The organism is Tenacibaculum amylolyticum (assembly GCF_964511145.1).
GTDB lineage: Bacteria > Bacteroidota > Bacteroidia > Flavobacteriales > Flavobacteriaceae > Polaribacter > Polaribacter amylolyticum.
The window spans coordinates 158,730-173,815 of the sequence record NZ_CAZEFZ010000070.1; the positions used below are offsets into that span (position 1 = coordinate 158,730).

Annotated in this window: 15 protein-coding genes (1 of these 15 only partly in view); 2 read left to right on the forward strand and 13 right to left on the reverse strand. The window is 29.9% G+C overall.

What is annotated here, in order from left to right:
- The 5 genes from ACKTTC_RS16975 to ACKTTC_RS16995 all read right to left on the reverse strand — a co-directional run.
- On the reverse strand, nt 1-298 hold the beginning of the coding sequence (locus tag ACKTTC_RS16975) for a heavy-metal-associated domain-containing protein (protein WP_408041048.1). Its footprint begins 422 nt before the window's first position; 298 of the gene's 720 nt are visible here — the first part of the coding sequence; its start codon is at nt 296-298; the stop codon falls past the left edge of the window.
- Between the two features lie 145 nt (nt 299-443).
- On the reverse strand, nt 444-917 hold the full coding sequence (locus tag ACKTTC_RS16980; protein WP_408041049.1) for a GNAT family N-acetyltransferase: 474 nt from the start codon (nt 915-917) through the stop codon (nt 444-446).
- 214 nt (nt 918-1,131) lie between these two features.
- Nucleotides 1,132-2,547: a rhodanese-like domain-containing protein gene (locus ACKTTC_RS16985; RefSeq protein ID WP_408041050.1), complete on the reverse strand. Its 1,416-nt coding sequence runs from the start codon at nt 2,545-2,547 to the stop codon at nt 1,132-1,134.
- Nucleotides 2,548-2,758: 211 nt separating this feature from the next.
- Entirely contained in the window at nt 2,759-2,989 is a 231-nt protein-coding gene (locus ACKTTC_RS16990) for a ferredoxin (RefSeq protein ID WP_408041051.1), read from the reverse strand.
- A complete protein-coding gene (locus tag ACKTTC_RS16995; RefSeq protein ID WP_408041052.1) occupies nt 2,989-4,230 on the reverse strand; it encodes a peptidase U32 family protein in 1,242 nt (413 codons plus the stop codon). Before ACKTTC_RS16995 ends, ACKTTC_RS16990 begins: the two co-directional genes overlap by 1 nt.
- Before the next feature lie 125 nt (nt 4,231-4,355).
- On the opposite strand from ACKTTC_RS16995, the gene ACKTTC_RS17000 reads away from it, so the two are divergent.
- Nucleotides 4,356-4,991, forward strand: coding sequence for a transglutaminase-like domain-containing protein (locus tag ACKTTC_RS17000; protein ID WP_408041053.1), 636 nt, complete (start codon nt 4,356-4,358; stop codon nt 4,989-4,991).
- Between the two features lie 172 nt (nt 4,992-5,163).
- Here the strand turns inward: ACKTTC_RS17000 and ACKTTC_RS17005 are convergent, their stop codons facing one another.
- From ACKTTC_RS17005 to mnmE, 4 genes are all read right to left on the reverse strand, one after another.
- On the reverse strand, nt 5,164-7,446 hold the full coding sequence (locus ACKTTC_RS17005; protein ID WP_408041054.1) for a M28 family peptidase: 2,283 nt from the start codon (nt 7,444-7,446) through the stop codon (nt 5,164-5,166).
- An 88-nt stretch (nt 7,447-7,534) separates the two neighbouring features.
- A complete protein-coding gene (locus tag ACKTTC_RS17010; RefSeq protein WP_408041055.1) occupies nt 7,535-8,368 on the reverse strand; it encodes a GIN domain-containing protein in 834 nt (277 codons plus the stop codon).
- A 234-nt stretch (nt 8,369-8,602) separates the two neighbouring features.
- The gene (locus ACKTTC_RS17015; protein ID WP_408041056.1) at nt 8,603-9,478 is read right to left on the reverse strand and encodes a LytR/AlgR family response regulator transcription factor; all 876 of its coding nucleotides are present in this window, start codon (nt 9,476-9,478) and stop codon (nt 8,603-8,605) included.
- Between the two features lie 15 nt (nt 9,479-9,493).
- A complete protein-coding gene (mnmE, locus tag ACKTTC_RS17020) occupies nt 9,494-10,888 on the reverse strand; it encodes a tRNA uridine-5-carboxymethylaminomethyl(34) synthesis GTPase MnmE (protein ID WP_408041057.1) in 1,395 nt (464 codons plus the stop codon).
- A 173-nt stretch (nt 10,889-11,061) separates the two neighbouring features.
- Between mnmE and ACKTTC_RS17025 the strand changes: the two genes are divergently transcribed.
- Entirely contained in the window at nt 11,062-11,397 is a 336-nt protein-coding gene (locus ACKTTC_RS17025; protein WP_408041058.1) for a DUF4870 domain-containing protein, read from the forward strand.
- Nucleotides 11,398-11,476: 79 nt separating this feature from the next.
- Here ACKTTC_RS17025 and ACKTTC_RS17030 read toward each other — a convergent pair whose 3' ends face one another.
- The 4 genes from ACKTTC_RS17030 to miaE all read right to left on the reverse strand — a co-directional run bounded on the left by ACKTTC_RS17030 (nt 11,477) and on the right by miaE (nt 14,971).
- Complete coding sequence (locus tag ACKTTC_RS17030) at nt 11,477-11,968, reverse strand: CAP domain-containing protein (RefSeq protein WP_408041059.1); 492 nt, start codon at nt 11,966-11,968, stop codon at nt 11,477-11,479.
- Between the two features lie 18 nt (nt 11,969-11,986).
- Nucleotides 11,987-12,424, reverse strand: a complete 438-nt coding sequence (locus ACKTTC_RS17035; protein ID WP_408041060.1) for a DUF4268 domain-containing protein — start codon at nt 12,422-12,424, stop codon at nt 11,987-11,989.
- 82 nt (nt 12,425-12,506) lie between these two features.
- Complete coding sequence (locus ACKTTC_RS17040; RefSeq protein ID WP_408041061.1) at nt 12,507-14,273, reverse strand: hypothetical protein; 1,767 nt, start codon at nt 14,271-14,273, stop codon at nt 12,507-12,509.
- Between the two features lie 116 nt (nt 14,274-14,389).
- Nucleotides 14,390-14,971, reverse strand: a complete 582-nt coding sequence (gene miaE, locus ACKTTC_RS17045) for a tRNA-(ms[2]io[6]A)-hydroxylase (RefSeq protein ID WP_408041062.1) — start codon at nt 14,969-14,971, stop codon at nt 14,390-14,392.
- Between the last annotated feature and the right edge of the window lie 115 nt (nt 14,972-15,086).

A 15,086-nucleotide genomic window follows, 5' to 3' on the forward strand; every position in this document is an offset into this window, starting at 1 on the left:
TAAGAGCTGTTACAGAAAAAATGTATAAAAAGATAAGTATAACAGGTTTATAAGTAGCAAACCAAGATTTGGTTTGTTCCAAAGTTTCATTATGCTGAAGAGCAGTAATTTGATATTTACTATCTAATGCATTTTGTAAATCAGATAAAGCAACATGCTTATCCATAGTAATAGTTGCAGTATTATCCTCTTTAGAAACAGCAACTGCTGTAATATTATGTATTGATAGCAATGACGATTTTACTTTAGCTTCGCAGCTTCCGCAAGTCATTCCAGTGATTGTATAGTTATGAGTCATAATTTTAAATTCAAAAAACGTTGATGTGTAGTTTTGTTACGTTTTGGATATAAAGTTACTATAAAATACTGCGATTACTCAATAATTACTAGACTTTCGTTTAAAGTTAGTTTGAGTACTAATGTACATAAGAGTTTTGAATTTTTCACTTTAATTTTAACTCGAATATTTTAGAGTTTCTATCTGGGAAACTGTAAGCTGAAGGAATTTCATTTTTCCTAATTTCTATAAAGCCATTTCTTTGATAAAAACGATGAGAAGCTTTTGCTATAGAAGGTGTATCCAAAAGAATTTTTTCAAACTTAAGATTGATTGCTTCTTGTTTTAATTTTTCAAATAATTGTTGGGCAATGTTCAATTCTTTTCCTCTAAATTCTTTCTGAACAAACATTTTTCTTAAGACTCCAACTTCAGAATTAAGTTTTTGTAAACCAATACAGCCTATAATATCATTTTCATTTTTAGCAATCCAAAAGTTACCACCTTTATAAAATTCAGAAGTATTTAGTAAATCTTTTTGTTCATCTCTTTTAAAACCAAGTCCAAATTCACCATTTTGTATGCCAAGTACAAAATTAGCTAATTGTTCTTGTTGGTGAGGTTCAAATTTTTGTATCATTTATGTTTTTTAATGGAGTAAGTAGATGTATTATTCTTGTTAGTTACACATCTAGTTTTCTAAATGAATTTACAATGTTTTCTATCTTTTTACAAGAAATTTTATAAATAAGATTAATTTAGAATTAATTCTAAAAGAAGAAAGATTCATAAACTCTTTTTTAAGGAGTAGTGAATCTTTCTTTTTAAATAACCCTTCATAATAAACGTGGATACTATCCACTACAGGCACAAAGTGCACAATCTTTACGGCATTTACTGAGTGGTACAGTACTTTGTAAAAGTGCTGCAAAGCCGCCTTTAATATTAATTAGATGATGATATCCATGACGTTTTAAAATAGAAGCCGCAATAACAGAGCGATATCCACCAGCACAATACACAAAATATGAAGTTTGCGTATCTAATGTGTTTATATTGTTGTAAATATCTTGCAAAGAAATATGAATAGCGTCTTTTACATGATTGTCATTAAATTCACCATCACGTCTAACATCTATATATAAGTTTTCAGAAAAAGAAGGAACCATATCTGTAGTAATAGAAGCTATAGAAGTAATATCGTAATTTGCATTTTCCCAAGCAGTAATACCACCTTCTAAATAACCTATTACATTGTCGTATCCAATACGAGATAGTCTTGTAATAGCTTCTTCTTCTTTACCTTCAGGTGTAATTAAGATAATAGGTTGGTTTATATCTTGAATTAAAGCACCTACCCATGGAGCAAAATCACCTTCTAAACCAATAAATAAAGAATTAGGTATATGTTTTTCACAGAAATCTCCCGCAGTTCTTACATCCAATACTAGAACATTATCTGAAACTATAATACGTTGTACTTCAGAAGCACTCATTGGAGACAAACCATCGGCAATTACAAGATTTACATCTTTATTTATTTGTTTGTTTAATAAGGCATTTTTTGGAAAATAGGGTGGAGGAGTATGCAATCCATCTAATACTTGCTGCACAAAATCATCTTTAGTTAAATCTAATTGCAATGCATAGTTAACCTCTTTTTGATTTCCTAATGTATCAAAAGTTTTACTACTCATGTTTTTACCACAAGCAGAACCTTTTCCATGATTAGGATAAATAATAATATTATCTGGTAGTGATAAGATTTTGTCATGTAAAGAATCGTACAATTTGCTAGCTAAATCTTCTTTAGAAATAGAGGAGGTAATAGCTAAATCTGGTCTTCCTACATCACCAATAAATAAAGTATCGCCAGAAAATAAGCAGTGTTCTTTTCCAGAAGGATCGAATAATAAGTAAGAAGAAGATTCTAAGGTATGCCCTGGTGTATGTATTAATTGTAAGTTTATATTTCCAATAGAAAAAAGTTCGCCGTCTTTTCCTTCGTAAAAATCAAAATCTGCTTTTGCACTAGGTCCATATACAATAGTAGCACCAGTTTCTTTTGCTAAATCTACATGACCAGAAACAAAATCCGCATGAAAATGTGTTAAGAACACATATTTTAGTTTAGCTTTATCTGTAGCAAGTAACTCTAAATACGGTTTTGTTTCTCGTAAAGGATCGATAATAGCAGCTTCGCCATTTGAAGAAATATAATATGTGGCTTCTGCCAAACACTTTGTATATAATTGCTGAACTTTCATCATATCATTTAATTGAGTTCAAAGTAACAATACAATTCTTCAAAAAAATATGACATTTATCATATCAAAAACATAAAAAGTTTTTAAGGTTATAAATTGGAATAAAGTAAGACAAAGAATATGAAACGAAACATACACAATACGAATTTGTAGTATTCTCTTTAAACTGTATTGTGTATGTAAAATACCTGATAAAAACTAAATAAATAGGAAGTTAAATTAGTTTTGTGGAAATAATATTAACAGGACATGCTTTTTCTGCTTGATGGCAAGCATCGAAAATAACATTATCTGTAGATTTTATGGTAAAGAAGCCTTTTTTTTCAATAGCATGTAATAGTACTGTTTTCCCATCTTTTTTAGACATTCTAAAGTGATCTGGAGCCATTTCTACACAATAATTGCAACCAATACATTTATTGCGCTGTAAGGTTACTACTACCATTAATTCTGAACAATTTTATATAGTTTATCAGAAGGACGAATTCTGAAAGGAGTAGGGATTGTACAAGAATCTCCTTTTTGAGCTACAGTTAAACGTTCGTCATTTACCATCATTTCAGTGAGTTCAAATTCTTCAACTCCAGTAGTTGGACCAGTTACTAAAATGGTATCTCCGATTTTTATATCGTACGCTTCAATTTTAAATTCAGAAATACTCGGTTTAGGAAAGAAATGAACACCTTTACCAATATATACTTTCTTTTGAGTAGCTTTAGAACCAGGAGTATCACTCCATTCGCCTAGTTTCTGACCTAAATAATATCCACTCCAGAAACCTCGATTGTAAACTTTGGCAAGTGTATCCATCCACTCAGAAACTTTATCTTTAGAATAACTACCTTCAGCAATGGCATCTAAAGCAGCTCTATAAGTTTTAATTACGGTGGCAACATACTCAGGTGCACGCCCACGACCTTCAATTTTTAATACTTTAGCTCCAGTGGCAACTACCTGATCTAAGAAATCTAATGTACATAAGTCTTTTGGAGACATAATATACTCGTTATCTAACTCCATTTCAATACCTGTTTCTTGATCGATAACACTGTATTTTTTTCTGCAATTTTGCTTGCAAGCTCCTCTGTTAGCAGAAGAATTATAAGCATGTAAACTCATATAACATTTTCCAGAAACAGCCATACATAAAGCGCCGTGCCCAAAGATTTCAATTTCTACAAGTTTACCAGAAGGTCCTTTAATTTGCTCTTTTTCTATTTGTTCACAAATCTTTTTAACTTGACGTAAACTCAACTCACGACTCATTACCATAGTGTCTGCAAACAAAGCATAAAACTTAACAGTTTCTATATTGGTAATATTAATTTGAGTGGAGATATGTACTTCTATATCAATCTGTCTGGCATAAGCAATTACAGCTTGATCCATTGCTATTACAGCAGTTAAATTTGCAGCTTTTGCAGCATCTAAAAGTGTTTTAATGATAGATAAATCATGATCGTAAATAATTGTATTTAATGTTAAATAGGTACGAACATTTTTCTTTTTACAGCGTCTAGCTATTTCGGGCAAATCTTCAATTGTAAAATTGATACTTGCGCGTGCTCGCATATTAAGCTGTTCTACACCAAAGTAAACAGAATCTGCACCATTATCAATTGCAGCTTGTAACGATTCAAAATTTCCGGCAGGAGCCATTAACTCCATTGTCTCTATCACTTTCATCGGGTCAAAATAACAACTGAATTTTTCAAAAAAACATGATATTTATCATGGCAAATTTGCATTGTGAAAGCATAGGAATTATAAACAAGGATTTTGAGTCTCAGATAAATTATTTATATTAAACCATGCAGAAAAAATATCTTACAGCGACTTATTATTTCGATATTGAAAGCCCAGAAATTCAGGAATTAATTGCTGATTATACATTAGTGCCTGAATCGGAAAAAATAGCAAGATTATATCTAAAAGTTAGAGACGGTTGGCGTTATAGTCCGTTTAATATTGGTTTAACAGCAAAACATTTTAAAGCGAGTTCGATTTTTAGAAAAAATGAAGCACACTGCATAGACAAGTCAATTTTATATATTGCTGGTTTAAGAGCCTTGGGAATTCCTGCACGACTGCGATTGGCAAAAGTGTCAAATCATATAGCAGTAGAACGATTAGAAAAAAAGCTAGGAACTAGCGAGATTGCTCCTCATGGTTTGGTAGAAGTATATAATAACGGAAAATGGGTAAAATGTTCACCTATATTTAATAAAGAATTATGTGCATTATATAATGTAGAGCCATTAGATTTTGATGGTTCAGAAAATGCTATTCTTCAAGAATATAATAGTAATGATCTAAAGTTTATGGAGTATATAGAAGATTATGGAAGTTTTAAAGATGTACCGTTAGACTTTATTAAGGAAACTTTTAAAAATATGTATCCTTCATTATACGATGTTTTTAAAAACGAAAATGAGATTACTATTTAAGATTTTTTAGGTCATAATTACTTTTTAATACAAAACCTAACTACTCCAGTAGAATGATTGTTTACAATGTGATATAGTGGAGTAGTATAAAGGTTTTGTTTTTAATGTTTAATTATGAGGATATATTACTAGTTTTTGATAGCTCAAATTTTACCTAAAAAAGTAACTAATTTCAAAACTCAAATTCCTTAACTAAAATAATGGCATCTACTACATCGTTTGGGTAAGAATTAACCATCATATAATCTTTTCTAGGCTTAATATTAAAATTAGGGTTCTTAAGTAAATCATAAGTAACTTCACTAACACTAATTTTAGGTCTATCATTAGGTAATACGATAAGTTCTACATTCAAAATAGAATCTTGATAAGCAAAGTTATAACTCGTTAACCATTTTTTATATTTAGTATTTTGTACATAATCTTTGTTTTCTCTTTTTGGAAATTCATATCCTTGAATTTTCAGATTTTTGATAATAAATTCATTTTGAGCAAACATTCTAATAAGATTAGCTCCACGATGACTGGTAATCGAAAAGTTAATTTGCCTTTCGTTATCTACAATGGTATCTTTTATCACTGTAAGAGTAGGTTGTTTAAAGGATTTTACTGTCGTTTTTTCGTAAAATTTATAATATTTTTTAGGGAGCTTTGTTATAGTATCACTAAAAAACTGTTGTGTAAACTCATCTAAGCTATTATCTGTACTTGCCCAAAATGCTTTATTATCATTAATGTTTACTATATAGTTAATACCGTTAGGTTTTTTTCTATCTACGGTATATGAAGATTGAAAAGAGGCAGTAATAAATCCAATTAAAGCAATACCTAAAGTAATCCAATGCAGTTTAAATTTTTTGAAACTTGACAAAATAGGAACCAATATTCCAAATAAAAGAACAACAACAAGCATACCTGCTATTAAAAGATCTAAACCTAAACCTGAAGGAAACATTTTTACGTTGGGTGAAAAAATAATTAATACAGGAAGAGATAAAAAGGTGATTAGGAGTAGCTTTTTTTCTTTAGTAGTTTTTAAGAATAATAATATACTAAGACTTATGAGTCCAAAAATCACTGAAATAATAAAGTAAGAAGCTCCTTTTAAATAAATGGCAACACCAATGTTTAATAAAATCCATATAAGAGTCGGTGCGATCAATAAATTTTTTGGTTCATTTTTATCAAAATACTTTTTATATGAAAAAAAACAAATAGATAGAGTCAATGCAACAAAAGCAATAATATAGGTATATCCATTGTAGGTGAATCCTTGTTTAATATCGTTGTATTGCGGATAAATTATTTTAAGTAATTCCCAGCCATATTTTGTTATAATTCCAGTACTTGCTAGTGCTACCAAAAAAGGAATAAACCCTTTTAAAAGTTCTTTTGTATTAAGTTTTTTCTTTTTTATACCAAAGATGGTAATTGCAGTAAATAATAAACTTATAATTAAGGCAATTGGTATTGCAAAAGAGAAAGGGTAGTAGATTATGTTAAAAAAAGGGAAATTAAAATATACATAATCTTCTTTTGAGTTTAAGTTACTCAAATCAGCATCAGCAAAATAATGTAATAGAGGCATTAAATAACTTGCTTGGTGTTCTAAAGATGTTCTATCTAAACGATTATAACTATCTTGGGGAGTATGATAATCAAAATGATCGCCTATAAAAGCAAAACCAAAACCATTAACAGGTGCATCTTCTTTAAAAGCAGTTAGATCTGTTGAATTAGGTAACATTTTATATATAGAATACATTAAAGAAGTAGCTACAGGATATGTTGGCTGCGCTTTTTTTAATTCTTTAATAAGATTTTTATTACCACCGTTAGTTTCTATAAGAGTATAACTTGGTCCTCCCGAACCTCTGGCTTCAAAAACCAAAATCATACCTACTTCTTCAATGTTATGTGTTTTTCTATAGGCTTTAGCTCCTAAAAGTCCTAATTCTTCAGCATCGGTTATTAAAATTATAATATCATTTTTAGGTTTTTTTCCTGAAGCTAAATAGGCTCTTATTCCTTCCAAAATAGTTACTACGCCGCTGCCTGCATCACTAGCACCAAGTGAGGCGCTTGTATCGGAATCGTAATGAGTACTCAGCATTAAGGCTTTTGTATTGTTTGTTCCTTTAATTGTAGCAATAATGTTATTGATTTTAGCTCCTGTACCATAGGAGCTGAATATTTGTTGTGTTTCAACGGTTGTTTCCAATCCCATCTTTTCTAATTCAGAAACAATATATTCCCGTACATTTTTGTGTTCTTTAGAGCCTAAATAATGTGCTTTTTTAGAAATTTCTTTAAGTGGTTTTAATGCACGTTCTGTTGAAAATTCTGTTAATGACGTTGAAGCATTGGAAATTCTGTGAGGTGTTAACGAGTAGTAGCTATAAAAAACTGTAAGTATTACAATAATTAGCGCTAAAAAAGGACTGTATTGTTTCATACGATTATTGTTAGTTTATTAAGAATCAAAAAAGCATTTCGAAAATCGAACAAAGAACTACGAATTTCAAAATGCTCAGATAAAAAAATTAATTAGCATCAATTAATTGTCCGGTACCAGTTATATTTTGTGTGATAGTAGGAGCACCTTTATAACTCACATTTCCTGTTCCACTTATTGTAACTTTTAATGTATTATTAGCAAAAACTTCGGCATTACCTGTTCCTGTTGTTGTAACTGTACAATCTTCAGTTACTATTTTAAACCCTTTATAATCTCCATCACCAATCAGGCTAATATTTAGATTATCTAGCATGATACCTGCTTCGTTAATACTTAAATCACCTGTACCAGAGATAGTAACATCCATTGTGTTTAATGTTGAAATTGGTTTATTTATGTTTGTTTTTACATTACCACTTGAAATGTAATCTATTGAAGTTATTCCTTCAAAATTATTTAAAGTTAACGTTCCTGTACCAGTTAAATCTAGCATTAATTGATTGTTCTGATTATTAAAATCATTAACAACAATATCAGAGGCACCACTTAATTCTATTTGATTGATATTTGGAACAGTAATATTTATAGTTAATTCATTATAGTTATAACTACAATTTCCTTCAAAACCGATATTCCAAAAATTGTTACTAACAGAAGTAGATAAAGCAGCAATTATATTGGCTTGTCCTATTACTTCAACATTTTGAGTTGCTCCTTGACTAATAGTTACATTTCCTGCAATAGAGACGTTAATTCCACTGAAATTGGATAAATTTAATACCTGTGTAACCATTGTACCTTCACCTGTTACAGTACAATTGGTTCCATCTATACTGTTGCTAGTTCCATCACTACTACAAGAGTTAAATCCTAAACTTACTACAACTACTAATACTAAAAGCAATTTCTTGTAAATCATAATTCTATTTTTAATTTATATTTTGTTGTTTTCAAGGGAGAAAAACATATCTAATTGAATTAATATTTCACTACTAACAATAGTATATGTCATATCTTCCCATTCTAATTTTTGGACAAAATTATTCAAAAACAGAGGTGCTAAATATAGTTTGTGATTAGTACCAAGCTTTTGTGATGAAAAGCATTATAATTTATGAAAAACAAGAATTTGTGATGAATAACAAAGTAAAGTTTATACTTCTTTTACCTTATTATCAAATGATGGAATAATATTTCTAGCTACAGGAACTTCTTCTTCACAAGAAGATAATTGAAGTTTGTATCCTTGTGCATTACCAGAAACCTTTTCAATGAAATTTAAATTTACAATGTATGATCGATGTGTTTTAAAAATGTTAGGATACTGTTTTAAAGCATTTATAAGCTCTTTTAAAGTCATACGCTTTAAAATGTAGTTTTTTTCCTCACCTTTTAAATGTAATTCGACATAATTTCCAACGGCTTTAGCATATAAGAAATCATTTACATTTAAAACAAACTCTTCACTTTTTACTTTAGGACTTACTAAAACAGTTTGAGTTTGGGTATTTTTATTAGAGTTTAAAGAATAACTTAATTCATGAGCTGTTCCAATATTTTTTGAGTTTAATCTATTATAGTTGAAAGAAATAACAATAATGATTAATAATGATCCTATTAAAAATGTATGTTCTATATCAGTAATAAAAAAATACAAAGACCAATTGTCTGAGAGGTCATAAATAATATCACGAATTAGAAATTGAGTTATTCCTACTAAAAGAAGAAATATAGCAATTAAAATTATTTCTTTTTTTATGTTCCATCTATTCTCACTAGGAAAAGCGAATTTTAAAAATGATAAAAGCGAAATTATAATTACAGGAATGAAAGAGCGAATTATAACGATCCAGAAATAATCCATTTTATACACAGGGTCATAAGTTGTTACAAAAGGCTCATAAAAATAAAGAAAAAGAAATGTTACAATAAATATCAAGAAAGAAACAACCTTTAAAGACTTTCCTTTATAATAGAAAGGATAGGGTTGTGATAAAAAAGCTACTATTTTCTTATATAATTCTATCATAAAATATGATAACATTTACTTCCCAATACAAAAGTTAGAAAAAATATGACCTAAAATATCTTTATCCACATCGTATTCTCCAGTAATATTACCTAAGTAACGTAAACATTCACGAATATCGATTGCAAATAAATCTGAAGAAATATCAAGTTCAATACCATTTTCTACAGATTGAATACTTTCTAAGGCATTATTTAAAGCTTCGAAATGTCTAGAGTTTGTTACAATAGTTTCATTATTACTTAAAGCTCCTGTATTTACTAATGAAGTTAATTCAGATTGTAAGGTATCTACACCAACTTTCTTCTTGGCAGATAGTAATAAAATATTAGGGATTAACTCTTTAATTCTCTCTTTTTCGCTATCAGAAGTAGTATCAATTTTATTAGCAATTACAAGTAAGCGTTTATTACTAAAACGATCTTTGATATTGATGATTTCTTCAAGAATTGTATCACTATCAGTAATTAATTTCTGTGAGTTGACTAAGAAAATTACCAATTGTGCTTTATCAGCTTTTTCATATGCTTTTTGAATACCAATGCTTTCTACTACATCTTCTGTTTCACGAATTCCCGCGGTATCGATAAAGCGAAAAGCAACACCATTTATAATTACTTCATCTTCAATAGCATCTCTGGTTGTTCCAGCAATATCAGATACAATGGCTTTCTCTTCATTTAATAAGGCATTCAACAGAGTAGATTTTCCAACGTTTGGCTCACCAATAATAGCTACAGGAATTCCATTTTTCATAGCATTACCAAAAGCAAAACTATCTATTAAGCGTTTTAAAACTGTAGAGATTTTCGTAACCAATGCTCTAAACTTTGTTCTATCTGCAAACTCCACATCTTCACCTGAAAAGTCTAATTCTAATTCAATTAAAGCTGCAAAATCTAATAATTGTCCACGTAACTCTTTCAATTCATTTGTAATACCACCACGCATTTGCTGAATAGCCATTTGATGAGAAGCTTCTGAGTTAGATGCAATAACATCTGCAACCGCTTCTGCCTGACTTAAATCCATTTTTCCGTTTAGAAAAGCACGCATGGTAAACTCACCATTATCGGCCATTCTACAACCATTACGTAAAAATAGCTGAATAATTTCTTGCTGAATAAAAACAGAACCATGACATGAAATTTCTATCACATTTTCGCCCGTATACGAATTAGGGTTTTTAAATACTGATACCAAAACTTCATCAAGAACTTTTCCGTTATCTATAATGTGTCCTAAATGAATAGTATGTGTTTTCTGATCTAATAAAGATTTATCTTTTTTAATCGATTTAAAAAAAGAATTTACAATCGTAATAGCATCTTCACCAGAAAGTCGAATCATAGCAATAGCTCCAACACCAGAAGGAGTTGCTAAAGCAATAATGGTATCATTTTGAATCATGCAGCAAATATACGGACTTATAGCGTGAAATTTAGGCGAAGTTTTACAGTGTGGAAAGTAATATAAAGCAGCTGCTTTTTGAATAATTTTTAAAAGTGAAAAAACGAAAAAACAGCTTAAAGTGTAACAAAACAGAAAAAAAATCGTCTTAATAATACATAAACAATCAAAAAATGCGAAAAAATAAAGAATTATTGGTATTAACACATTTAAGTCAATTGTTAGACTTTGTTACAGGAATTGGAGGATTGATAGTGCCCTTAGTTTTATGGGCAGTTAAGAAAGATGAAGTAGAAGGAATGGATGAGCATGGTAAGGCAATTATAAACTTCAGAATTTCTATGTTTCTATATGTTTTATTGTGTATTCCTTTAATATTATTATTTGGTTTAGGATTGTTAGGTTTTCTAGTGCTAGGAATATTTTACCTAATTTTTCCAATCATGAATGCTATTAGAGCAAATAATGATGAAACACCAAATTACCCGTTTAGTATTTCATTCTTTTAGAAGATAATATATAATAGTTGTTGAATTAGTTAAAAAGCACCCTTTTGGGTGCTTTTTTTATGTGTTATAAAAGTTATTCTTATTGTCTAATAAAAATATTGGTATAATACCATCTGTTATTACTACTTTGTTTTGCAGTTAAATGAAAGTGCGTATAATTTCCTTCAATATTTTGTCGGTGACCTTGACTATTTAACCAACCATTTACAACAGCTTGTGCAGTACTGTATCCAGAAGCTACATTTTCAGCAGTGCTTCTAGCATCAGCATTTTCTCTTAAATAAGCACTACGTTGATTAAAATTATCATGAGAAATAGCACCGGCATTAATCATATAATCTGTATGGGCGTTTGTTTGAGTTTTAATAGCGTCTAATAAGGCTAATCTACTTAAACCATTACTTGTTCTGTGAGCGTTAATGAGATCAAGAATTTCTTGTTCATAAGAAGACACATTGGTGTTTTCAGTTCCTGAATCTGAATCAAGATTTTCCATATCCTCGTTAGAAGAACAAGAAATACAAAATGAAAATAGTAAAATTACTAAGGCTAGGGATTTGAGTTGTTTCATAATTAGGGGATTTAAAACTTAAATTGCTTGTTTAATAAAATCTTCATATTCGTAATAAAACAATTCAAATTGCGTCATTGTATCTACAAAAAACTCGTAGCAATCACGCCAAGTATTTTTATTATGAATACTAAATTTCTTCTCATGGAGAACGTAAATTCTATGAATATATTTTCCGCTATCTAATTGAAAAGCTGGGTCAAAAATAACTTCAGGTAAATACTCTGTTTCTAATATTTTACGTAAAGAAAGTAACTGATCGTACAATAATTCGTTAGCAATCTCTTCTGGGTTTTCAATATCAAGTGTAACAAAAGCTTTTTTTCTATCTGCTTGAAATTTAAATGAAAAACCTTTAATATTGGTGTTGTACAACAACCACTTTCTAGGAAAAGACTTACCAAAGCTTGTCCAGAACTCTTTTCGCATTTTTGCCGATTCTTCTTTGCTAAACATGTATTTTCAGTATTGAATATTTGATAAGCAACAGGGAGTTAATTTTGTAATTACCTGCTGCTTATTATAAACTGTTACTTTTTTATTGTACTTTTTTTTCTAATTTAGAAACTCGTTCTAACAAAGATAAAAGAAGTTTGTTTTGTTTTTTTAAAGCTTCGATTTCCTTTTGTTGTGTTTCAATTTTAGAATTTTGTTCTTTTAAATTATTTATTTCTTTTTCTTGTGCAATAGTATATAAAGTTAGCTCTTCTATTTTTTGTAATAACTTAGCATCCATATTACCTAAAAAGAAACCATTTTGTTCAATTTCTTTAGCACTAGGAATATTTTTTAAGTGTCCTTTTTCTTTAATATGATTTTCAACTTCAGTTAAAGTTGGTAACGAATATTTTGTTTCAAAAACAAAGTCAGGCCAATTAGTATAAGTAGCTACTTTTACCTCAGTAGCAGCAATTTTACCATTTACACCTAATTTAAAACCTTGGGTATCATCTGTTCCAATACCTACATTACCTCCTAGAGGGTTAAGAGATAGCTGGTAAGCAGAATTAGGAAATGTAGAGCTAGTGTGTCTAGTTTGAATCCAACTTCCACCATTTATTTGAGAACTAGCGCCCATAGCTAGTTCTGTATTTCTACCAATAACAGCAAGCCCACCTGTTTTATTTCCAGAAAGACTAGGTAGCGTACTACTTTTTATTACTAACTTACCTTGTGTTGGTGAATTAGTTCCAATACCAACATTACCAGTTTCACTTTTTATAATCATTTTAGCATTAGAAGCTTTAGCAACACTAGAGGAAGAAGCATCGTTCAATGCAAAAACGAAATCACCACGACCATGACCACGACCATCATTAACAAACATTATAGCTCCTTTTCTATAGTCTGAATTAGAAGAAGCACTTTTAAACCATAAAGTGGCAGAATTTCCTATTTGCTCTACATTATTCTGAATTGTAAGACCTTTATCTCCTGTTCCCGAACCGAAAATGTGTAACCTAGATAATGGACTAGATGTCCCGATACCTACATTCCCATTATTTTGTAGTGTCATAACATTTACATCTGTGTTATAATCAGATGTTGGATTATTACCCTTTAAAGCAATATCTAATCTTGTATTAGATTTGTAAGAACTTCCAGATGTAGCCCATCTTCCTAATTTAAAAGCTGCTGCTTGCTGAAAAGAAACTCCAGTAGTAAGTGCTCTACTCACTTTAAATACTTCTTCAGTCTCAATTACGTTGTTAGCAGGAGTTCCTTGAATTTGAAGCTTAGTTGAAGGATTTGTAGTACCAATACCTACATTACCATTACTTAAAAAACTAGCAACATCTCTCATATAATAGCCATTATCATAGTCTTGGCATTGAATGGTAAGTTCACCACGATAATTTCCTAAGTTAGTGTTATATCTTTTTTGTGTAATTCTAGAGATACCGGAATTTTGAGGAACATGATTACCGTTATCAAACATTTGTCTTAACGTAATCCCAATTTCATTGGAATCCGAACTAGAATAAATATCTAATTTATCTGTAGGACTAGCCGTCCCAATACCTACATTACCATTTACAGCAAGTCGTAAAAGTTCATTATCATTGATTAAAAAACGAAAAGGATTTCCATTATGATGATGAAAATCGAAAGTAGAGTTAAAGTTATTAGGTTCACTATGCCCAATAGTCATAAATTTAGCATTATCGTTTCTATAAAAAGATAAGGAAGAATGCTTTTGAGTTGAATTCCCTTTAATTTTAACATCTTCAGTGAATTCTTGAGCTTTAGCTGCTAACCCTGTTGCTATAATAGCAGCAATAGCAATTTTAATTTTTGTTTTCATATTAATTTAAAATTTATAATTGTTTTACTTTTCTAATTCGGAGGCAATAAAAAATGATGTTAATTTATAAAAAGATAAATAAAGAAAAAGCAATTTACTTAACATCTAACATCTCACTATCCATGTACTTTAGCAGTAGTACCTCTTTCTTTCATCATACTAGCTTCAAAAGCTAGCAAATCGTTCCATTTTTGGTCTACAATTTCTCTATCCATATACTTTCTTGCATAGCCTAAAAATAAAGTGTAATGGTTTGCTTCAGAAATCATTAAATCCTTATAAAAATCAGATAATTGTTGATCTTCCATATTATCAGCAAATACCTTAAAACGTTCACAGCTTCTCGCTTCAATTAAAGCAGCGACTAATAAACGATGTATCAAAGCTTCTGTTCTGTTTGGAGTTTTTTTGAAAAAACCTTGAAGTTTTAGCGCATAATCATTTTTAGTTGCCTGACCTAAAACCATTCCTCTTTCTACCATTAAATTATGAACCATTCTAAAATGCTCCATTTCTTCAATAGCAATATCACTCATATCTTTTACTAATTCAGTTTCCTCAGAATAATTTATAATAATAGATACAGCATTACTTGCAGCTTTTTGCTCTGCAAAAGCATGATCGGTTAATAATTGTTGTAATCCATTTTTAGCAACATCTACCCAAGAAGTTTCTGTATCAAATTTAAGTCCTAACATATCTAAAACGACGCTTATTGTAAATAAAACGACAAATTTACTAAAAGTAAAACCGATTTAACTTCGTTTTTATTAATTTTGATACTGAACTCATAGAAAAAGAAACCTGCAAATC